At 73.5% G+C, this 20,529-nt stretch carries 16 protein-coding genes; 2 read left to right on the top strand and 14 right to left on the bottom strand.

Going from position 1 to position 20,529, the window contains the following annotated elements; translation table 11 throughout:
* Nucleotides 1-25: 25 nt before the first annotated feature.
* Nucleotides 26-550: a hypothetical protein gene (locus ACFY0X_RS03205; protein ID WP_387748232.1), complete on the bottom strand. Its 525-nt coding sequence runs from the start codon at nucleotides 548-550 to the stop codon at nucleotides 26-28.
* A gap of 174 nt (nucleotides 551-724) precedes the next feature.
* Entirely contained in the window at nucleotides 725-1,861 is a 1,137-nt protein-coding gene (proB, locus tag ACFY0X_RS03200) for a glutamate 5-kinase (protein WP_387748230.1), read from the bottom strand.
* A gap of 315 nt (nucleotides 1,862-2,176) precedes the next feature.
* Between proB and ACFY0X_RS03195 the strand changes: the two genes are divergently transcribed.
* The gene (locus ACFY0X_RS03195; protein ID WP_387748228.1) at nucleotides 2,177-2,947 is read left to right on the top strand and encodes a hypothetical protein; all 771 of its coding nucleotides are present in this window, start codon (nucleotides 2,177-2,179) and stop codon (nucleotides 2,945-2,947) included.
* A gap of 85 nt (nucleotides 2,948-3,032) precedes the next feature.
* On the opposite strand, the gene obgE is transcribed toward ACFY0X_RS03195, so the two are convergent.
* The 8 genes from obgE to ACFY0X_RS03155 all read right to left on the bottom strand — a co-directional run bounded on the left by obgE (nucleotide 3,033) and on the right by ACFY0X_RS03155 (nucleotide 13,276).
* Nucleotides 3,033-4,514: a GTPase ObgE gene (obgE, locus tag ACFY0X_RS03190; RefSeq protein WP_387748226.1), complete on the bottom strand. Its 1,482-nt coding sequence runs from the start codon at nucleotides 4,512-4,514 to the stop codon at nucleotides 3,033-3,035.
* Between the two features lie 158 nt (nucleotides 4,515-4,672).
* Nucleotides 4,673-4,930: a 50S ribosomal protein L27 gene (rpmA, locus tag ACFY0X_RS03185; protein WP_030058248.1), complete on the bottom strand. Its 258-nt coding sequence runs from the start codon at nucleotides 4,928-4,930 to the stop codon at nucleotides 4,673-4,675.
* 14 nt (nucleotides 4,931-4,944) lie between these two features.
* The gene (gene rplU, locus ACFY0X_RS03180) at nucleotides 4,945-5,262 is read right to left on the bottom strand and encodes a 50S ribosomal protein L21 (RefSeq protein ID WP_045696828.1); all 318 of its coding nucleotides are present in this window, start codon (nucleotides 5,260-5,262) and stop codon (nucleotides 4,945-4,947) included.
* Between the two features lie 229 nt (nucleotides 5,263-5,491).
* The gene (locus ACFY0X_RS03175; RefSeq protein ID WP_387748224.1) at nucleotides 5,492-9,184 is read right to left on the bottom strand and encodes a ribonuclease E/G; all 3,693 of its coding nucleotides are present in this window, start codon (nucleotides 9,182-9,184) and stop codon (nucleotides 5,492-5,494) included.
* Nucleotides 9,185-9,581: 397 nt separating this feature from the next.
* Complete coding sequence (locus ACFY0X_RS03170; protein ID WP_387748222.1) at nucleotides 9,582-10,382, bottom strand: TIGR03936 family radical SAM-associated protein; 801 nt, start codon at nucleotides 10,380-10,382, stop codon at nucleotides 9,582-9,584.
* A gap of 170 nt (nucleotides 10,383-10,552) precedes the next feature.
* Entirely contained in the window at nucleotides 10,553-10,978 is a 426-nt protein-coding gene (locus tag ACFY0X_RS03165) for a PIN domain nuclease (protein ID WP_387748220.1), read from the bottom strand.
* Nucleotides 10,979-11,197: a type II toxin-antitoxin system VapB family antitoxin gene (locus ACFY0X_RS03160; protein WP_387748218.1), complete on the bottom strand. Its 219-nt coding sequence runs from the start codon at nucleotides 11,195-11,197 to the stop codon at nucleotides 10,979-10,981.
* A 150-nt stretch (nucleotides 11,198-11,347) separates the two neighbouring features.
* Nucleotides 11,348-13,276 (bottom strand): TIGR03960 family B12-binding radical SAM protein, encoded by a 1,929-nt coding sequence (locus tag ACFY0X_RS03155; RefSeq protein WP_387748216.1) that lies wholly within the window; start codon nucleotides 13,274-13,276, stop codon nucleotides 11,348-11,350.
* A 555-nt stretch (nucleotides 13,277-13,831) separates the two neighbouring features.
* Between ACFY0X_RS03155 and ACFY0X_RS03150 the strand changes: the two genes are divergently transcribed.
* Nucleotides 13,832-15,121, top strand: coding sequence for a M14 family zinc carboxypeptidase (locus ACFY0X_RS03150; RefSeq protein ID WP_387748214.1), 1,290 nt, complete (start codon nucleotides 13,832-13,834; stop codon nucleotides 15,119-15,121).
* A gap of 108 nt (nucleotides 15,122-15,229) precedes the next feature.
* Here ACFY0X_RS03150 and rodA read toward each other — a convergent pair whose 3' ends face one another.
* Genes rodA through mreC form a run of 4 tightly spaced genes read right to left on the bottom strand, consistent with a single transcriptional unit; the run spans nucleotide 15,230 to nucleotide 20,426 of the window.
* The gene (gene rodA, locus ACFY0X_RS03145; RefSeq protein ID WP_387748212.1) at nucleotides 15,230-16,429 is read right to left on the bottom strand and encodes a rod shape-determining protein RodA; all 1,200 of its coding nucleotides are present in this window, start codon (nucleotides 16,427-16,429) and stop codon (nucleotides 15,230-15,232) included.
* On the bottom strand, nucleotides 16,426-18,732 hold the full coding sequence (gene mrdA / locus ACFY0X_RS03140) for a penicillin-binding protein 2 (protein ID WP_387748210.1): 2,307 nt from the start codon (nucleotides 18,730-18,732) through the stop codon (nucleotides 16,426-16,428). Before mrdA ends, rodA begins: the two co-directional genes overlap by 4 nt.
* A gap of 50 nt (nucleotides 18,733-18,782) precedes the next feature.
* Nucleotides 18,783-19,421, bottom strand: coding sequence for a rod shape-determining protein MreD (mreD, locus tag ACFY0X_RS03135; RefSeq protein WP_387748208.1), 639 nt, complete (start codon nucleotides 19,419-19,421; stop codon nucleotides 18,783-18,785).
* Nucleotides 19,422-19,424: 3 nt separating this feature from the next.
* Entirely contained in the window at nucleotides 19,425-20,426 is a 1,002-nt protein-coding gene (mreC, locus tag ACFY0X_RS03130) for a rod shape-determining protein MreC (protein ID WP_387748206.1), read from the bottom strand.
* Between the last annotated feature and the right edge of the window lie 103 nt (nucleotides 20,427-20,529).

Here is a 20,529-nt window from a genome sequence, read left to right as displayed (position 1 = left end):
GGGCTGCCCGACCCGTCGGGCCGGCTCAGTACGGGTGCACGCCGCCCGGGTGCGGCGGTGGATCGCCGAAGCCCTCCGCCACCCGCTTGCGGTACGTCGCCCGGTCGACCACCTCCAGCCCGACGATCTCCCAGGGCGGCAGGTTCGCGGTGACCTTGTGCTCGCCCCACAGCCGCAGCGCGATGGCCGCCGCGTCGTGCAGGTCGCGGGCCTGCTCCCAGTAGCGGATCTCGGCGTGGTCGGCCGCGTAGCGGGCGGTCAGGAAGAACGAGTGGTCGTGCGCCAGCTGCTCCAGCGAGGCCCGCAGCGACGGCAGCGGGGTGACCTGCCCGGCCACGCTGAGCACCACGTGCCACAGCCGCGCCTGCTCGGGCACGGTCGGCGGCTGGGCCGCCCGGTCACGGTCGGGCCGCAGCCTGCGCACCCCGCCGGGCTTCTGCGACGGCGGACCGGCCGGCTCGGCGGGGCCGTCCCCGCGTCCGCCGTCGATGCTGGTCAGCCGCCGGCCCGCCGTCCCTGCGGTCAGCGCTGCCTCGCGCCTGCGTTCCACCGGCGGCCTCCTGTTCGGCGATGTCGTGTCGTCCCCACCGGCCCCGTCGGCGCCCTGCCGACGGGTACGGCTGCGCCCCTCCTCGCCCGTGGCCGGGCCGCTCCCGGTACGGAGCGGCCCGCCGTCCGCGCTGCGCCGATCGGCCGGGCGGCCGGTCCCGGCCCGCCGGGCCGGTCAGCCGCGCAGAACGACCAGGTCGTCGCGGTGGACGACCTCGCGCTCGTACGCGGCGCCGAACTCCTGGGCCAGGTCGCGGGTGGACCGGCCGAGCAGGCGGGGCAACTCCCTCGCATCAAAGTTGACCAGTCCGCGCGCCACGATGTGGCCGTTTTCGGCAAGAAGGTCCACCGGATCACCCGCGGCGAACTCCCCGTCGACCCTGGTGACCCCGGCGGGCAGCAGCGAGGCGCCGCCGGAGACGACCGCCCGGACGGCGCCCTCGTCCAGGTGCAGCGTCCCGCGCGGGCTGCTCGCGTGGGCCAGCCAGAGCATCCGGTCGGAGGTCCGGCTGCCGGTGCGCAGGAAGAGGGTGCCGGTGGGCCGGCCGGCCAGCGCGTCGGCGGCCTGGCTGGCGGCGGTGAGCACCACCGGGATGCCCGCGCCGGTGGCGATCCGGGCCGCCTCGACCTTGGTGACCATGCCGCCGGTGCCGACCCCGGCCTTGCCGGCGCTGCCGATCTCGATGCCGTCGAGGTCCTGCGGTCCGCGCACCTCGGCGATCCGGCTGGTGCCGGGGCGGGACGGGTCGCCGTCGTACAGGCCGTCCACGTCGGAGAGCAGCACCAGCAGGTCGGCGCGGACCAGGTGGGCGACCAGGGCGGCGAGCCGGTCGTTGTCACCGAACTTGATTTCGGCGGTGGCGACGGTGTCGTTCTCGTTGACGATCGGCATCGCGCCCATCGCCAGCAGCTGGTCCAGGGTGCGGTAGGCGTTGCGGTAGTGGGCGCGCCGGCTGGCGTCCTCGGCGGTGAGCAGCACCTGGCCGACCCGGATGCCGTACCGGGCGAAGGAGGCGGTGTAGCGGGCGACCAGCAGGCCCTGGCCGACGCTGGCGGCGGCCTGCTGGCGGGCCAGGTCCTTGGGCCGCCGGTCCAGGCCGAGTGGGGCGAGCCCGGCGGCGATGGCGCCGGAGGAGACGAGCACGACCTCCGGTGCCTCGGGGCGGGCGCGCAGCTTGGCGAGCGCGTCCACCAGGGCGTCGACGCGGTCGGCGTCCAGGCCGCCGGCCGCCGTGGTCAGGGAGGAGGAGCCGACCTTGACGACGATCCGCCGCGCGGTCAGCACCTCCTCGCGCAGGGAGTCCTCGCTCATCTCGCTGTACGCCCTTCCGGTGTGGTGCGGGTGCGACGGGGCACGGGCCCGGCCGTCACCCCCGAAATCTACGCGATCCGCGCAGGTCGCCCGCAGGGTGTTTCACCGGCTGGACCCGGGCCGGTCACGGCCTCGCCACAGCCCGTCCGGCAATCCGGATGACTGGTATGGTCCCTGACCGCAAGCCAGATCGGGGGACGGCTTCTTGCCCGCTGGACCCATGTCGTCATCGACCCTTCCTGTCACGACGGGCGGCGCCGCACTGGGCAAAGGCCGGCAACGGCCGCGGCCGCGCGCCCAGGAGAAAAGCGCATCATGCGTTCGTACACCACCAAGCTGACCGTCGCCGCGCTCGCGGCGGCCACCGCCCTGTCGCTCGCCGCCTGCGGGCCGGAGAACGCGGACACCCCGGCCGGTACCGGCGGCGCCACCGGCGCGGCCCCGGCCCAGACCGGAGCGACCCCGGGGGCCACCGCCGGGGGTGCGGCCGCGGGCGGCGCGGCCGGCGGTTCCACCGCGGCGCCGTCGGGCGCGGCGAGCGGCGGTGCGACGCCCGGCGGCGCCGCGGGCGGTGCCGGCACGGCCGGGGCCGCGGGCGGCGGGGCCGGAGCCGGGGCGGGGGCCGTCCCGGCGGCCGCCACCAGCGTGAAGATCGGCCAGAGCGCCACCGTGGACTTCGCCGACAAGACCGCCAAGGTCGCCACCAAGCTGGAGATCACCGTCACCGGCGTCGAGGTCGGCTCGATCCAGGAGCTCACCGCCGCCAAGGTCAACACCGTCGGCCTGGACGGCCGCACCCCGGTGTACGTCAGCTACACCATCAAGAACGTCGGGGACGCCAGCCTCTCCTTCACCGCCCCGGACTCGAAGTTCGTCCTCTTCGACAGCTCCGGCAAGAAGGGGCTCAACGTCATGTCCGCCGCCAACCCGCTGCCCAAGTGCACCAGCGCGAAGGTCCAGGGCGTGACCAAGGGTGCCGAGGCCAAGGGCTGCACCATCATCTCCATCGCCGGGAACACCCCGGCCGCGGTCGGCTACACCGACCTGGCCGACCCGCTGAAGCTCCAGGCCTCCTGGACCAAGTGACGCCGCGTCGACGCGCAGCACGCCGAACGGCCCCCGCCACCTCGACAGGTGGCGGGGGCCGTTCGGCGTGCGGAGCTCGGCAGGCTCAGTGGTCCTCGTCGTCGTCGCCCTCGATGGCGGCCTGGCGGCCGCTGGAGAGCGCCTCGAAGGCGAGGAACTCGGCCTCGGCCGCGTCCCGGCCCTTCTGCTTCTCGCGGCGGCGGTCGACCGCCGGGCGGGGGGACTCGAAGCGGTGGTCCTCACCGCGGCGGCCGAGCATCTCGGCGCCGGCGGCCATGGTCGGCTCCCAGTCGAAGACGACGGCGTTCTCGTCCGGGCCGATGATGACGGTGTCGCCCTCGTGCGCCCCGACCTTCCACAGCTTGTCCTCGACGCCGAGGCGGGCCAGCCGGTCCGCGAGGTAGCCGACGGCCTCGTCGTTGCTGAAGTCGGTCTGGCGGACCCAGCGCTCCGGCTTGACGCCGCGGATGCGGTAGGCGCCGTCCTCCTCGGTGATGGTGAAGCCGGCGTCGTCGACGGCCTTGGGGCGCAGCACGATCCGGGTCGACTCCTCGACCGGCTTGGCGGCGCGCGCCTCGGCGACGATCCCGGCCATCGCGAAGCTCAGCTCGCGCAGGCCCTTGCGGGAGGCGGCGGAGACCTCGAACACCCGGTAGCCGCGCTCCTCCAGGGAGGCGCGGGTCAGGTCGGCGATGTCCTGGCCGTCCGGGACGTCCACCTTGTTGAGCGCGACCAGGCGCGGGCGGTCGTCCAGGCCGCCGTACTCGGCGAGTTCGGCCTCGATGGTCTCCAGGTCGGTCAGCGGGTCGCGGCCGGGCTCCAGGGTGGCGCAGTCCAGCACGTGCACCAGCACCGAACAGCGCTCGACGTGCCGCAGGAACTCCAGGCCCAGACCGCGGCCCTGGCTGGCGCCCGGGATCAGACCGGGCACGTCGGCGACGGTGTAGACGGTGTCGCCCGCGGTGACCACCCCGAGGTTGGGGATCAGGGTGGTGAACGGGTAGTCCGCGATCTTCGGCTTGGCGGCGGAGAGCACCGAGATCAGCGAGGACTTGCCGGCGCTCGGGTAGCCCACCAGGGCCACGTCGGCGACGGACTTGAGCTCCATCACGATGTCTCGGGCCTCGCCGGGCTCGCCGAGCAGCGCGAAGCCGGGCGCCTTGCGGCGGGCCGAGGCCAGCGCGGCGTTGCCGAGGCCGCCGCGGCCGCCCTGGGCGGCGACGAAGCTGGTGCCGTGCCCGACCAGGTCGGCCAGCACGTTGCCCTGGCGGTCCAGCACCACGGTGCCGTCCGGCACCAGCAGGACGAGGTCCTCGCCGTCCGCACCGGTGCGGTTGCCGCCCGCGCCCGGCTTGCCGTTGGTGGCCTTGCGCTTGGGCGAGTGGTGGTACTCGAGCAGGGTGGTGACCTGCGAGTCCACGGTGAGGATGACGCTGCCGCCCTCACCGCCGTTGCCGCCGTCCGGGCCGCCGAGCGGCTTGAACTTCTCGCGGTGCACGGAGGCGCAGCCGTGGCCCCCGTTACCCGCGGCGACGTGAAGTTCGACGCGGTCCACGAAGGTGGTCATGGGTGTGCCTCCAGTGCGCGAGAGTCTGCTTGCTACCTGCGTAAAGCGCGAAGGGTGGACCGGAGAATTCCGGCCCACCCTTCACTGTGGGTCTTCTCAGACCCGGTGAGTCCGTCCGGACCCGGCGGGTCCGTTCAGACTCGGGAGTCCGCGGGGACTCAGGCCTCGACGGCCACGATGTTGACGACCTTGCGGCCGCGACGGTTGCCGAACTGCACCGCACCGGCGGTCAGCGCGAACAGGGTGTCGTCGCCACCGCGACCGACACCGGCACCCGGGTGGAAGTGGGTGCCGCGCTGGCGGACGAGGATCTCGCCGGCGGAGACGACCTGGCCACCGAAGCGCTTCACGCCGAGGCGCTGGGCGTTCGAGTCACGGCCGTTACGAGTAGAGCTTGCGCCCTTCTTGTGTGCCATTTTTCGCTATCCCCTTACTTGCTGACCGAGTCGATGCTCGTGATGCGCACCGCGGTGTGCTGCTGACGGTGACCCTGACGACGGCGGTAGCCGGTCTTGTTCTTGTAACGCAGGATGACGATCTTGTCACCCTTGGTCTGGTCGACCACCTCGGCGTGAGCCTTCACGCCGGCCAGGACCCACGGGTCGGAGGTGACGGCGTCACCGTCGACGACCAGGATGGTCGAGAGCTCGACCGAGTCACCCGGCTTGGCCTCGATGCGGTCGATCTCCAGCACGTCGCCCACGGCGACCTTGTGCTGGCGGCCGCCTGCGCGAACGATCGCGTACATGCGGTACCTGCTTTCCTTGCTCGGTCGGAACCCCCGACGCCAGCCACCTGGGTACGGACACAGGAGCCTCTCCCCGGCCCCCCGCGCGGACGCGGCGACCTCGGGAAGGTGATGTGCTCGGGAGCAATGGCGTAGACACGCCGATGGTCAAGAATACGGACCGGCCGCCCGGGGGGCAAACCGGCCCGTACGGCCCGGGGCGGGATCGCTCCCGCCCCGGGCGTGGGCACTACTCGGACGCCGTATCACCCTCGGCGGCCGCGGCCTTCTTGGCCGCCGCGCTCGTCCGCTTGGTGGCGGTCTTGCGGGCGGTGGTCTTCTTGGCCGCCGTGGTGGTCTTCTTGGCGGCCGTCTTCTTCGCGGCGGTCTTGCGGGCGGCCCGCTTCTTCGGCGCCGGCGCCTCCTCGGCCGGAGCCTCGGCGGCCTCGGCGGCATCCTCGGTGGCCGCAGCGGCCTCGGCGACCTCAGCGGTCTCCGGGGACTCGGCGGCGACCGCGGCCTCCGCGGCCGCGACCGGCTCGCCCGGCGCCTCGACGACGGCCTCGGCGGCGGCTTCCGCGACCGCCGGGGCGGCGGCCTCCAGGGCCGCCTCCAGCGCCGCCTCGGCCTTGGCCTGGAGCACCACGATCTCGGCGGTGTCCGGGGAACCGGCCGGAGCGGTCGCCTTGCGCACCGCCCGGCGGCGCGGACGGCCCGCCGGAGCGGCGGCCGGGGCCTCCGCCACGGGAGCCTCCACGACGGGGGCCGGCACGGCCTCCGCGGCGGCCTCGGCCGGGGCCTCGGCGCCCGGGACCTCCAGGGCCAGCTGGCCCTCGATCTCCTCGCGCACCGGCTCCGCCAGTTCGGCGACGTCCTCCACGGTCAGCGGCCCGGCCTCGGCGGCCACCGCGGCCTCCACGGCCTGCGGCTCCTCGTGGCCCGCGCCGCCCTTGCCCCGGCGACGGCGCTTGCCGCCCGAACCGGCCTCGCCCGCCGCCACCGGGGGGTGGACGTGGGCGCTCGGCTGCTCCATGTGGACGATCACGCCGCGGCCGTTGCAGTGCACGCACGGCTCGGAGAAGGACTCCAGCAGGCCCTGGCCGACCCGCTTGCGGGTCATCTGGACCAGGCCCAGCGAGGTGACCTCGGCCACCTGGTGCTTGGTCCGGTCCCGGCCCAGGCACTCCAGCAGACGGCGCAGCACCAGGTCGCGGTTGGACTCCAGCACCATGTCGATGAAGTCGATCACGATGATGCCGCCGAGGTCGCGCAGCCGCAGCTGGCGCACGATCTCCTCGGCCGCCTCGATGTTGTTCCGGGTGACCGTCTCCTCCAGGTTGCCGCCCTGGCCGACGAACTTCCCGGTGTTGACGTCGATGACGACCATCGCCTCGGTGCGGTCGATCACCAGCGAACCGCCGCTGGGCAGCCAGACCTTGCGGTCCAGCGCCTTCATCAGCTGCTCGTCGATCCGGTAGGTGGCGAACACGTCCACCTCGGAGGTCCACCGCTGGAGCCGCTCGGCGAGGTCCGGGGCCACGTTGGAGACGTACTCGTGGATGGTCTTCCACGCCTCGTCGCCGGAGACGATGACCTTGCTGAAGTCCTCGTTGAAGATGTCGCGGACGACCCGGACGGTCATGTCCGGCTCGCCGTACAGCAGCGCCGGGGCGTTGCCGGTCGCGGCCTTCTTCTGGATGTCCTCCCACTGCTGCTGGAGGCGCTGGACGTCGCGGGTCAGCTCCTCCTCGGAGGCGCCCTCGGCGGCGGTGCGCACGATCACGCCCGCGTCGTCCGGGACGATCTTCTTGAGGATCTGCTTCAGCCGGGCGCGCTCGTTCTCCGGGAGCTTGCGCGAGATGCCGGTCATCGAGCCCTCGGGCACGTACACCAGGTAGCGGCCGGGCAGCGAGATCTGGCTGGTCAGGCGGGCGCCCTTGTGGCCGATCGGGTCCTTGGAGACCTGCACCAGCACGGACTGGCCGGACTTCAGCACCGACTCGATCCGGCGCGGGCCGCCGTGGCCGCCCAGCGCGCCGAAGTTGACCTCACCGGCGTACAGCACCGCGTTGCGGCCCTTGCCGATGTCGACGAAGGCGGCCTCCATCGACGGCAGCACGTTCTGGACCTTGCCCAGGTAGACGTTGCCGACGTACGAGGTGGCCTGCTCCTTGTTGACGTAGTGCTCGACCAGCACGCCGTCCTCGAGCACGCCGATCTGGGTGCGCTGGCCGCTCTGGCGCACCACCATGACGCGCTCGACCGACTCGCGGCGGGCCAGGAACTCCGCCTCGGTGATGATCGGCACCCGGCGGCGGCCCAGCTCGCGGCCCTCGCGGCGGCGCTGCTTCTTCGCCTCCAGACGGGTCGAGCCCTTGATGGACTGCACCTCGTCCGGGTCGAAGGACGGCTCGGTGGAGCGGCGGCGCGGCTCGCGCACCTTCACCACCGTGCGGACGCCGTCCTCGGTGGTCTCGGCGGCCTCGACGGCGCCGGCCTCACCGCTGCGGCGGCGACGGCGACGGCGGCGGCGCGACGAGGACAGGCCGGCGGCCAGGTCGTCGTCCTCCTCGCCCTCCTCCTCGGCGACGGCCTCGGCCGACTCCTCGGCGGGCTGCTCGGTCTCGACGGCCTCGGCGGCCTCGAAGTCCTCGGCCTCGCCACGGCGGCGGCGGCGGCCGCCCCGGCGGCGACGGCGCGACGGACGGCCGTCCTCCTCCCACTCGCCCTCGGTCTCCGGACCGGCGGCGGGCGCGGGCGCCTCCACCGCGGGGGTCTCGACGACGGGCGCGGGAGCCTCGACGACGGGCGCGGCGACCGGCGCGGCGGCCTGGGCCCTCGCGGGCGCCTTCGCCTTCGCCTGGGCGCCCTTGCGACGGGTCGGCTCGACCCGGGTGCGGACCCGGCGACGGCGGCCGACACCGCTGTACTCGAACTCGTCCTCGTCCTCGCGCTCGGCCTCCACCTTGGCCTCGGCCTCGGCCGGAGCCTCGACCTGCGCGGGGGCGGCGGCGGGCTGCTGCGGCGCGGCGGGCGCCACGAACGGGGCCGGCTCCTGGAACACCGGGGCCTGGAAGACCGCGGTGGCCGGACGGACGGCGCGACGGCGCACCCGGTGCGGCGGCTCGGCCTCGGCCGGCGCGGCAGCCGGGGCCGGAGCGGCGGCGGCAGGGGCGGGCGCGGCGGCGGGGGCCTCGGCGACGGCCTCGGCGACGGCCTCGGCGGCCTCCTCCTCGGGCTCCTCGGCGACGGCGGGCTCCTCGACCGGCGCCTCGACGACCGGCGCGGCCTCGACCACACGACGGCGGCGGGGGCGACGGGCCGGAGCGGCGGGAGCCTCCTCGGCCACCGGCTCGGCGACGGGAGCGGGGGCGGCCTCGGCAGCCGGCGCCTCGGCGGCCGGAGCGCCAGCGGCCTCCGCCTCGACGGCGGGGGCGCCGGCGGGCGCCTCGGCACGCTTGCGGGTACGGCGCGCCCGGGCGGGCTTCTCGGCCGGCTCCGACGTCTCCGCCGTCCCGGTCGTGTCGGCCGTCCCGGCCTTGTCGACCTTCGCGGCCCTGGCCTTCGCCGGGGCCTTCGCGGCGGCCGGCGCGGCCGGTTCGGCGGCGGCGTCCGGCGCGGTCACCACGATCGCGGTGGCCTCCGGCGCCCCGGCCGGGGCCTCGGCGCGCTTGCGGGTCCGGCGGGCCCGGACCGGCTTCTCGGCGACCGGCTCGGCCGCCGGCTCCACGGCCGGAGCCGCAGCGGCCTCGGCCGCCGGCGTCTCGGCCGGCAGGACCGTCTCGGCCGCCTCGGCGGCCGCGCCCTGCGGGGTGCCCGCCGGGCGGGACACCGCACGGCGACGGCGGCGCGGCGGCGCGGCGGACGCGCCCTCACCACCGGTCGCGGCGGATTCGTTCTGTTCCGTGGCCGCAGTCTGCTGCGGATCGGTGTTATCGAGCATGCGGGTGGATCTCCCGTCAGGCCCCCGGGCTCCGCATCCGGGCACGGCGCGGCACCGCTGGGCGGCCGGCATCGCTGACGATGCCCGGACCGGACCCTTTGACGGTGCCGCCGCGCGGACGCGAGGCCGCACAGGGGCTCGTAGTCTCGCTCGGCGCCCCGCACTCGGCGGGGTGTCGAAAGTCTTCTGGTCTGACCAGTCTTCTGAGGTTTTCCCAAGCTGCGCCGTCCCCCAACCCCGGGTGGCTCCCGGACGGGGTCCCGGGCCGGCCGACCTTCCTGGTCGGCAGGCCCCGGGTGGCAGGCCTGCGCTGCGACGACGCTCGCTCCCCTGGGGAGCCGCGGGAACCCTGGAGGACCGTCGGGCCCAGTGAGTCACTGGGCCCGGCCTCCCCCCGCTAGGCGGACGCGGTAGCGTGCGGCCCTGCGGCAGGCTCCGAGCCGGCCGGGGCCGCGGCGCGGTCGAGCGCCAGCGGGTCGGTCACCGTGCCGGCCTCCTCGTCGAGCGGCCCCTGCGCCAGCCTGGTCACCTCTGCGGGGACCGGCGGCGCCAGGTCGGCCGTCGCACGGAGACCGGACAATACGTCGTCGGGTCGTACGGCGGGTGTGGCGTGTCGTACTACCAGGCGCAGTATCGCACAGGGACGGCCGGTCCGAACATCGTGGTCGGTTCCGGCCCCGCCGTCCGCACCGGCCTCGACCTGCGTCGAGACGGATTCCAGCGCCGCCACCGCGCCCCGCGCGTCGAAGACCCGCAGGCCGTTCTTGGTGCGGCGCTCGACCTCGACCCGCTCGGCGGCGAGGAACCGCGCGACCGCGTCGGCGGCCACGTCGGGCTCGACGCCGTCCAGCCGGACCAGCCACTCGGAGGCCTCCAGGCGCTCCACGAAGTTCGGCGTGCGCACCTCGACCGCGTCGATCACGTCCAGGCCGGCCGGCAGCGACTCGTCCAGCTGCGCCCGCAGCTGCTCGGGGTCGCGCACGGCGGCCAGGCCGATCTCCAGGTACTCCGCCTCGCTCGCCACCCCGGTGGGGGCCGCGTTGGCGTAGGACACCTTCGGGTGCGGGGTGAAGCCGGCCGAGTAGGCCATCGGAACGGCGGACCGGCGCAGGGCGCGCTCGAAGGCGCGCTGGAAGTCGCGGTGGCTGGTGAAACGGAGCCGGCCGCGCTTGGTGTAGCGGAGACGAATCCGCTGCACCGTCGGCGCGGGCGGCGGACCGTCGGGCGTACGGCGTGCCAGGGTCGCTCAGTCCTTAGTCAGTTGTCCCCGTCCGGCGTGGCGTCTTCCCGCCACTGTCCGGACTCTGTCACCTCAAAGGGTACGCGCCCCGCCGCCCGCCTCGCTCCGCCCCTGGTCAGAGCCCGTTCTCAGTCCAGCGACCCCGGCTCGGCCAGCCATCTGGCCCGAAGGTCGGTGTGCTTGGCGATGACCTCGAAGTCCCGGTCGTAGTGGAGCACGGTCAGCCCGTGGTGCATCGCCGTGACGGCGACCATCAGATCGGCGATCCCCGCCGACCGATGCTGGCCCACGTTCACCAACTGCTGCTGGATCTCCAGAAGTCGACGCCACGCACCGCTCGGCACAGGGCGCCATACGTACATGTCCGCCAGGGCGTCCTTGAGCTCCGTGTAGTGCCGTTTCGACTGCGAGGAGTAGAGCAGCTCCGCCTCGGTCGGCTCGCACATCCCGATCCGCCCCTGGTCGATCACCTCGCCCCAGATCTCCTCGGCCTTCGGCCGAACGATCCGGACATGCGCGGAGGTGTCGATGAGGAACTGCTCAGCACCGCTCATTCAGCTCCATGCCTCTTCCTTGAACCCCGGCTCCAGCGCCTTGTCGAACACACCCTCGTCCGCCAGCGCTCGCATCCGCTCCCGGGCACGCCGACGACGCTCACGCATGCCGACCTCAGCGAGGGCCGCGTTGACCGTGTCCTTCTTGGTGGTCGTGCCAAGCACCTCAGCCGCCAACGACAGAGCCTCTTCATCGATGTCGATCATCGTTTTGGCCATACCATACACCTCCATTCCCCAATCCAGCGATAGCGATATATTTTATACTCACTCCCGCACTTCATCTACCCAAATACTGGATTGACATACATCCAGAAATGACCAATCCCCGACCGAAAGAGATCGGCCGGGGATTGGTCTTGTCAGTTTCTACTTGTTGACGACCGTCAGCGGGAGCAGCTTCTTGCCGGTCGGGCCGATCTGGATGTCGAGGCCGAGCTGCGGACACACCCCGCAGTCGAAGCACGGCGTCCAGCGGCAGTCGTCGACCTCGACCTCCTCCAGGGCGTCCTGCCAGTCCTCCCAGAGCCAGTCCTTGTCGAGGCCGCTGTCCAGGTGGTCCCAGGGCAGCACCTCCTCGTAGGAGCGCTCGCGGGTGGTGTACCAGTCGACGTCGACGCCGGTGCCGGCCAGGGCCTTGTCGGCGCAGGCCATCCAGCGGTCGTACGAGAAGTACTCGCGCCAGCCGTCGAAGCGGCCGCCGTCCTCGTAGACCTCGCGGATGATCGCGCCGACCCGGCGGTCGCCGCGGGAGAGCAGGCCCTCGACGATGCCCGGCTTGCCGTCGTGGTAGCGGTAGCCGATGTTCTTGCCGTACTTGCGGTCGCCGCGGATCGAGTCGCGCAGCTTGGCCAGGCGGGCGTCGGTGGCCTCGGCGGACAGCTGCGGGGCCCACTGGAACGGGGTGTGCGGCTTGGGCACGAACCCGCCGATGGAGACGGTGCAGCGGATGTCGTTCTGGCCGGTGACCTCGCGGCCCTTCTGGATGACGTTCTTCGCCATCTCGCCGATCTGGAGCACGTCCTCGTCGGTCTCGGTGGGCAGGCCGCACATGAAGTACAGCTTCACCTGGCGCCAGCCGTTGCCGTACGCGGTGGCGACGGTGCGGATCAGGTCCTCCTCCGACACCATCTTGTTGATCACCTTGCGCATGCGCTCGCTGCCGCCCTCGGGGGCGAAGGTGAGGCCCGAGCGGCGTCCGTTGCGGGACAGCTCGTTGGCGAGGTCGATGTTGAAGGCGTCGACGCGGGTGGACGGCAGCGACAGGCCGATCTTGTCCTCGGTGTAGCGGTCCGCCAGGCCCTTGGCGATGTCGCCGATCTCGGTGTGGTCGGCGCTGGACAGCGACAGCAGGCCGACCTCCTCGAAGCCGGTCGCCTTCAGCCCGCGCTCCACCATCTCGCCGATGCCGGTGATGCTTCGCTCCCGCACGGGGCGCGTGATCATGCCGGCCTGGCAGAAGCGGCAGCCGCGGGTACAGCCGCGGAAGATCTCCACGGACATCCGCTCGTGCACCGTCTCCGCGAGCGGGACCAGCGGCTGCTTCGGGTACGGCCACTCGTCCAGGTCCATCACGGTGTGCTTGGACACCCGCCACGGCACGCCCGGGGCGTTCGGCACGACGCGGCCGATCCGGCCGTCGGCCAGGTACTCCACGTCGTAGAACTTGGGGACGTAGACCCCGCCGGTACGGGCCAGGCGCAGCAGCAGCTCGTCCCGGCCGCCCGGGCGGCCCTCGGCCTTCCAGGCCCGGATGATCTCGGTGATGTCGAGCACGGCCTGCTCGCCGTCGCCGACCACGGCGCAGTCGATGAAGTCCGCGATCGGTTCCGGGTTGAAGGCCGCGTGGCCGCCGGCCAGGACGATCGGGTCCTCGTCGGTGCGGTCGCGGGCCTCCAGCGGGATGCCGGCCAGGTCGAGCGCGGTCAGCATGTTGGTGTAGCCGAGCTCGGTGGAGAACGACAGCCCGAAGACGTCGAAGGCCTTCACCGGGCGGTGGGCGTCCACCGTGAACTGCGGGACGCCGTGCTCGCGCATCAGCGCCTCGAGGTCCGGCCAGACGCTGTAGGTGCGCTCGGCGAGCACGCCCTCACGCTCGTTCAGCACCTCGTAGAGGATCATGACGCCCTGGTTGGGCAGGCCGACCTCGTAGGCGTCGGGGTACATCAGTGCCCAACGGACGTCGCAGGCGTCCCAGTCCTTGACGGTCGAGTTCAGCTCGCCGCCGACGTACTGGATCGGCTTCTGGACGTGCGGGAGGAGGGCCTCCAGGCGTGGGAAGACCGATTCGACAGTCATGTACTAGGAACCCTTACGACGTGATTCGGTGCCGCGAGTCGGCACGGGAGGGGTGACCCTCAAGGGTAGCCCAATTCGGGGAACGGGCCGTCAGCCGGATCAGGGCCCCCTCCGTGCCCCGGCGCGACCCGGCCGCCGGGTGTCCGCCCGCACCCGCCGTTGCCCGCCCCGGCACGCGCGGTGCGCACCCGCCGGCCGGTGCCGTCCGCCGTTGACACGCCCGAACGGACCGTGCGGTACTGACAGGGCTCCGCCAAAGAGACCTGCACCCCTTCCGGACAAGGAAGTTGAGTCGTACGCTCGGCCCTCGTCGGTTTTCCGGCCGGCACGACCCCTCCCTCACCACGGGCCACCCCGGCACGGCCCCGTCCGCCCCTGCCGGGCCCTACCCGGCCCGCCCGGCCGCCGTTCCCCGGCAACGCGGTGCCACGCCCCAGACACCCCCAGCCCCGTCCCCGCCCGCTTCCGCCCCCCGTCCCCCGCCCGCACGCCGTGCCCGGCGGCGCACCCGTACGCCCGCGCCCCGGCGGCCGTACGACCGGCGCAAGGAGAACCATGACCGACACCGGTCGGCGGATCCGCCCCCTCCGGCCCCTCGACGCCCGGCCGGCCCGCTACCCCACGCCGGCCCAGGCCGAGTCCGCCGCGCGGCGGCTCGCGCTGCGGCACCCGGACCGCTGCCGGCTGCGCGAGGTGGGCCGCTCCCGGGCCGGGCGCCCGCTGATGCTGCTCTCCGTCGACCGCGGGCCGCGCGCGGTGCTGGTGGTCGGCGGCCCGCACCCCAACGAGCCGATCGGCACCGCCGGGACGGTGCGGCTCGCCGAGGTGCTGCTGGACCGCCCCGCCCGCCCCGGGCTCTCCTGGCACCTGCTGCTCTGCCTCGACCCGGACGGCGCCGCGCTCAACGCCGGCTGGCTGGACGGCCCGCTCACCATGCGGCGCCACTACGAGCACTTCTTCCGCCCCTCCTTCGAGGAGCAGCCCGAACTGCTGCCCGCCCCCGGCTCCGGCCGCCCGGCGATGCCGGAGAGCCTGGCGCTGACCGGGCTGATCGACGAGCTGCGCCCGTTCCTCCAGTGCTCGCTGCACGGGGTGGACTTCGGCGGCGCGTTCGTCCAGCTCACCGGCCCGGTCCGGGGCCTGGCCGGGCGCTTCGCCCGCTCCGCGGAGCGGGCCGGCGTCCCGCTGGACGTGGACTCCTTCGACGCGATCGGCTGGGCCAGTCCGGACCCCGGCACCTACCTGATGCCGGCCCCGGGCACCGGGGGCTCCCGGGCCCTGCCGGACGAGCCCGAGCTGTCCACCTGGTCCTACGCGGCCCGGTACGGCGCGGTCACCGCGGTGCTGGAGGTCCCGATGTGGGCCGTCGACGCGGTCGGCGACGCCCGGCTCCACCCCGCCGGGGCGCGGGCCCTCGCGGCGGCCGCCCGCGACCTCACCGAGCGGGCCGCGGAGCTCACCGCCCTGCTGCCGGGCGTCCCCGCGGACGGCCACGAGGCGGCCGGGGCGCTGCTGCGCACCGCCGGGTTCAGCCTGGCGGTCGCCCCGCGGGTGGCCGAGGAGTGGCTGGAGCGCTGGGGCGCCGAGCCGCTCACCGTCTCCCGAGTGACCACCGCCGGGCTGGTCGCGGCCCGCGTGCCGCTGCGGGTGGCGTCGGTCCTGCTGCGGCTGCTCGCGGACGCCCGCGGCCCCGCCGCCGAGGCCGCCCGGGACCGCGCCCGCGCCGTCGTCGCCGACAGCCTGGACCGGCTGCGCCACCGCTTCGGCGCCCGCTGGGTGCCGGTCCAGGAGCAGCTCGCCCACCAGACCCGCGCCATCCTGACCACCGCCGACTGCCTCGTCTAGGAGCAGCCCCGGCCGGTCGCGGCAGCCCCGGCAGGCCCGGGACGGCCCCGGACGACGGAGCGGGGCCGGTCCGGGAAGTCCCGGACCGGCCCCGCCGTGAAGCGCGTGTCAGGCCGCTATCGGCCGCTGGCTCCGCACCGCCTGGAGCAGCCCGACGGCCATCCAGTTGGCGAACATCGAGGAGCCGCCGTACGAGACGAACGGCAGCGGGATGCCCGCGACCGGCATGATGCCCAGGCACATCCCTATGTTCTCGAAGGCCTGGAAGGCCAGCCAGGCGATGATCCCGGCCGCCACGATCGTCCCGTACAGGTCGGTCGCCTGCCGGGCGATCCGGCAGGCCCGCCAGAGGATCACGCCGACCAGCACGATGATCGCCATCGCCCCGATGAAGCCCAGCTCCTCGCCGGCCACGGTGAACACGAAGTCGGTCTGCTGCTCCGGCACGAACTGCCCGACGGTCTGGGTGCCGTGGAACAGTCCCTTGCCGGTCGGTCCGCCCGAGCCGATCGCGATCCGGGCCTGAGCGGTGTTGTAGCCGACGCCGTTCGGGTCCAGCTGGGGGTTGGCGAAGGCGGCGAAGCGGTCGATCTGGTACTGGCTCAGCAGCCCGAACTTCCATATCGCCACGCATCCGGCGGTGCCGGCCATCAGCAGGCCGAGCACCCAGCGGTTCGCCGCGCCGGAGCCGAGCAGGATGCCCAGCACGATCGCGGCCATCACCATCACCGAGCCGGCGTCCGGCATCAGCATCACGATGGCCATCGGCAGCCCGGCCCAGATCAGCCCGCGGAACACCGCCCGGTGCGAGGGGAACTCCCGCTCCCCCGCGTCCACCTGGTCCGCCAGGACGACCGCCATCGCCAGCACGATCGCGAGTTTCGCGAACTCGGCGGGCTGGATCGAGAAGCCGCCGCCGAGCTGGATCCAGGAGTGCGCGCCGTTGATGGTCGAGCCCAGCGGGCTGAGCGTCGCCAGCAGCAGCACGATCACGCCGACGTACAGGAACGGCACGATGGTGCGGAAGCGCCGGCTCCCTATCGCTATCACCACGGAGCACAGCACCAGTCCGACCACGAAGTTGGTCAGGTGCCGGTACAGGAAGTACTGCGGGTCCCCGTGGGTCAGCGAGTCGCGCCCGCGGGTGGCCGACCAGACCAGCAGCGAGCTGCCGGCCGAGAGGGCCAGCGCGGCCAGCAGCAGTATCCAGTCCAGCCGCCAGAGCGGGGAGTCCTTGGCCAGGGCCTTGGAGACCCCGTTGCGCTGCGGGGCCAGCCGCAGCTGCCGGTACGAGCCGTAGGAGGTCATGCCCGTCCCCTTCCCGGTCCGCGCGTGGGTTCGAGCGCGGCGTTCGCCGCGGTGTACGCCGCCGGACGGTCGGCCGGCGGCGCCTGGTCCAGGAAGGCCGTCGCGGGGGCCGGCCGCGCGGGGGCCGGGTCGAGCGTCGCCGGAGCCGCCGCGACGGCCGGCGCCTGGGCGGCCGGAGCCGCGTCGGCGCCGTACGAGACCGGCTTGATGATCGCGGTGCCGTCCGGGTTGAACTTCGGCAGTTCGGCCTGCGGCACGGGCAGCAGCGCCTTGGCGTTGTCGATGACGCCCTTGTCGTCCACGCCGTACAGGGCCTGGTAGATCCGGCGGACGGCGTCGCCGGAGCCGCCGGAGCCGGTGCCGCCCTGGCTTATCGTCATGACGACCGCGTAGTCCTTGCTGTACGTGGTCAGCCAGGAGGTGGTCTGCTTGCCCTCGACCTCGGCGGTGCCGGTCTTGGCGTGCAGCGCGATCTTGTCCTGCGGCCAGCCGGCCTGCGCGAACTTCCAGGCGGCGGTGCCGCTCTTGACGACGCCCTCGGTGGCCTGGTTGATGTAGCTGAGCAGCTTCTCGTCACCGGGGAACTTGGCGTCCGCCTGCGGGGCGATCTCGCGGACGAGGTTCCCGCTGGGGCTTATCACCGCCTTGGCGATGGTCGGCCGGTAGAAGGTGCCGCCGTTGGCCAGCGCCGAGTAGATCCGGGCCATCTGGACCGGGGTGACGAGGGTGTCGCCCTGGCCGATCGCGAAGTTGACGGCGTCACCGGCGCGCATCTGGTAGCCGTCGACGCAGTTCTCCCGGGCGATCTGGTCGGAGTAGCTGTTGCCGCCCTTCTGCCCCTGGGCGCACCAGGCGTCCTTGTTGTTGTCGTAGAAGGACTGCTTCCACTGCCGGTCCGGCACCCGGCCGGGGACCTCGGAGGGCAGGTCGATGCCGGTCTTGGCGCCGAGGCCGAACTCGTGGGCGGTCTTGAAGAACCAGTCGGCCGGCTCCTTCTTCGGCTTGATGCCGCCGTCCTTCAGCCACTGGTCGTTCGCCAGGCCGTAGAAGACGGTGTCGCAGGAGACCTCGAGCGCCTTCTCCAGCGTGATGGAGCCGAAGCTCTCGCTCTCGAAGTTCTTGAACTCGCGGCCGCCGATGACCAGGCTCTTCGGGCAGGGGTAGGTGCCGTCGAGCGGGTAGCCGGCCTGCACCGCGGCGGTGGTGGAGATGACCTTGAAGGTCGAGCCGGGGGCGGACTGACCCTGTATGGCCCGGTTCAGCAGCGGGAAGTTGGACTCCTTGCTGGTCAGCGACTGGTAGTCCTTGCCGCTGATGCCGCCCACCCAGAGGTTGGGGTCGTAGGTCGGGGCGCTCGCCATCGCGACGATCCGCCCGGTGTGCACGTCCATCACCACGGCGGCGCCGGAGTCGGCCTCGTAGTTGCGGTTGGTGACCTTGTCGAAGGTCTTCCGGGCGTCGGCCATGGCCTGCGCCAGGTTGTCCTCGACCACCTTCTGCACCCGGGCGTCGATGCTGGTGACCAGGTTGTCACCGGTCTGCGGGGCGACGGTGCCGGCGTTGCCGATCACCCGGCCGAGGTTGTCCACCTCCAGCTTGGTGATGCCCGCGGTGCCGCGCAGGTCGCGGTCGTACACCGACTCCAGGCCGGCCCGCCCGATCTGGTCGGCCGGCAGGTAGCGGTCCAGGCCGCTCTTGCCGGCGGTCTTGCTGACCTCCTCGTCGGTGACCGGCGAGAGGTAGCCGAGCACCTGGGCCATGTTGGCGCCCTCGGCGCCGGTGTAGCGGCGCACGGCGGTGGGCTGCGCGGTGATCCCGGGGAAGTCCTCGCGGCGCTCCATTATCTGCATCGCCTGCTGGGTGGTCGCCTCCTTGGTGACCGGGATCGGCTGGTAGGGCGAACCGTTCCAGCAGGGCTGCGGGGTCTTGGCGTCGCAGAGCCGGACCTTCTCCTGCACGTCCTTGGCGGGCATCCCCAGCACCTCGGCCAGCCGGGCGAGCACCGCCTTGCCGCCGTCCTTCTGCTGGAGCAGCGAGGTGCGGCTGACCGAGACCACCAGCCGGGTCTCGTTGCCGGCCAGCACCCGTCCGGAGGCGTCCAGGATCTCGCCGCGGACGGCCGGTTCGACCACCTCGCGGATGTGGTTGCCGGTCGCCTTCGCGGTGTACTCCTCGGCGTTGCGGATCTGCAGGTACCACAGCCGTCCGCCGAGGGTGGCGAGCAGCGACAGCACCAGGATCTGCAGCACCACCAGACGGATCGTCACCCGTCGGGTGCGGCCGGTCTCGGGGATGTTGCTCACGTCTCGTGCGCTCCAGGATGCGGGGAGGTCGGGTGGTCGGGGCCGGCCGGCTACGGGCGGCGGGCGAAGCCGGGCACGCGCCGCTTCTTGTACGACGGGCCGGTGGAGGCCTCGCGGGTGGTGCGGTAGCGGGCCAGTGTGCCCAGGCCGGAACCGCTCTCGTCGTCGTCCGCGGCGGCCACCGGGTCGCGCCCGAAGCGGCGGCCGAGGTACATCACCAGCGGCACCACGAAGGGCGCCAGCAGCAGGTCGTAGAGCAGGGCGCTGATGACCAGTCCGCCGAGGCCGACGTGCCGGGCCGCGGTGTCGCCGACCAGGGCGCCGACCATCGCGTAGAGCAGGGTGGAGGCGATCGCGGCGGCGCCGACGACCACCAGTGAGCCGCCGACGGAGCGCTGGCGGCCGTGGTCCGGGCGCAGCAGCCCGGCGGCGTAGCCCATCAGGCAGAGCACCAGTGCGTAGCGGCCGATCGCGTGGTCGGAGGGCGGCGCGAGGTCGGCCAGCAGGCCCCCCGCGAAGCCGACCAGGCAGCCGCCGGTGGGTCCGTAGACCATGGCCAGGCCGACCACGACGAGCAGCAGTATGTCCGGGGTGGCTCCCGGGAGCTGGAGCCGGCCGAACACGCTGACCTGGAGGATCAGGCCGAACAGGACGAGGCCGGCGGAGACGGGGATGCGGGCGAGGCGCATGGCTCAGTTCCCCCCAGTGGGCTTGGCGGGCGGGGCGGCGGGCGCGGTGGCCGGGGCCTGCCCGGGCGCGGCGGCCGGGCCGGGTGCGGCGGCCGGGCCGGGTGCGGCGGCCGGGCCGGGTGCGGCGGCCGGCTGGCCCGCGGCGGGCGCCGGCGGCAGGACGGCGTCGCGCGGGTCGGCGCGCGGCGGTACGACCACCACGCCGACCAGGTCGAGCCGGGTGAACTGGACGAAGGGTTCGACCAGGACGGTCTTGGTCAGCTGGCCGGCGTTGGCCTGGACCTCGACGACCTTGCCGATCGGGACGCCGGGCACGAACGGGCGGCCGCTCTGCGAGCCGAAGGTGACCAGCCGGTCGCCGGCCTTGACCTGGGCCTTGCCGTTGAGCAGGGAGACCTTCATCGGGCTGTCGCCGCCGCCGGAGGCGAAGCCGATCTCGCCGGTGCCCTCCAGCCGGGTGCCGGCCGAGAAGCCGGGGTCGGAGGCGAGCAGCACGGTGGCGGTGGTCGGGGCGACGGTGGTGATCCGGCCGACCAGGCCCTGACCGTTGATCACCGTCATGTCGCGGGTGAGGCCGTCGTCGCTGCCGGCGTCGAGGGTGATCGTCCAGGAGAAGCCCTGGGCCGGGCCGATCGCGATGACCTGGGCGGCCTTGACGGTGTAGCCGCCGGCGCCGGCGGTGCGCAGCAGGTCGTCCAGCTGTCTGGTGCGCCCGGCGGCCATGTCGGAGGAGGCGAGCTTCTGGCGCAGTTCGGTGTTCTCACGGGCGAGCTGGTCGGTGCGGCCGCTGTCGGTGGCCGCGTCCCGGAAGGCGCGGACGGTGTCGGCGACCGGGTCGACGACGGTGGCGGCGCCGCGCTCGACCGGTCCGAGGACACTGGCGGCGGCGTTCCGGGCCGGGTCGAGCGGGGAGTCCTCGCCGCCCTTGATGTCCACGGTGATCAGCGCGAAGGCGACGGCCACCAGCAGGATCAGCAGCAGCCGGCTCTCTCGGGTGTCCCTCACGGTGCTGGTACTGCCCCTTCGTACCTGGCCGCCGGCCCGGGCCGTGGGGCCCGGGCGGCGGCCCGTTCGGTCGAGTGTCGGATGTGACGCGTGGTGCCGGTGG

It is taken from the genome of Kitasatospora sp. NPDC001547 (assembly GCF_042894165.1).
In the GTDB taxonomy this organism is placed as follows: domain Bacteria; phylum Actinomycetota; class Actinomycetes; order Streptomycetales; family Streptomycetaceae; genus Kitasatospora.
This window is presented reverse-complemented; position numbering and strand designations above follow the sequence as displayed.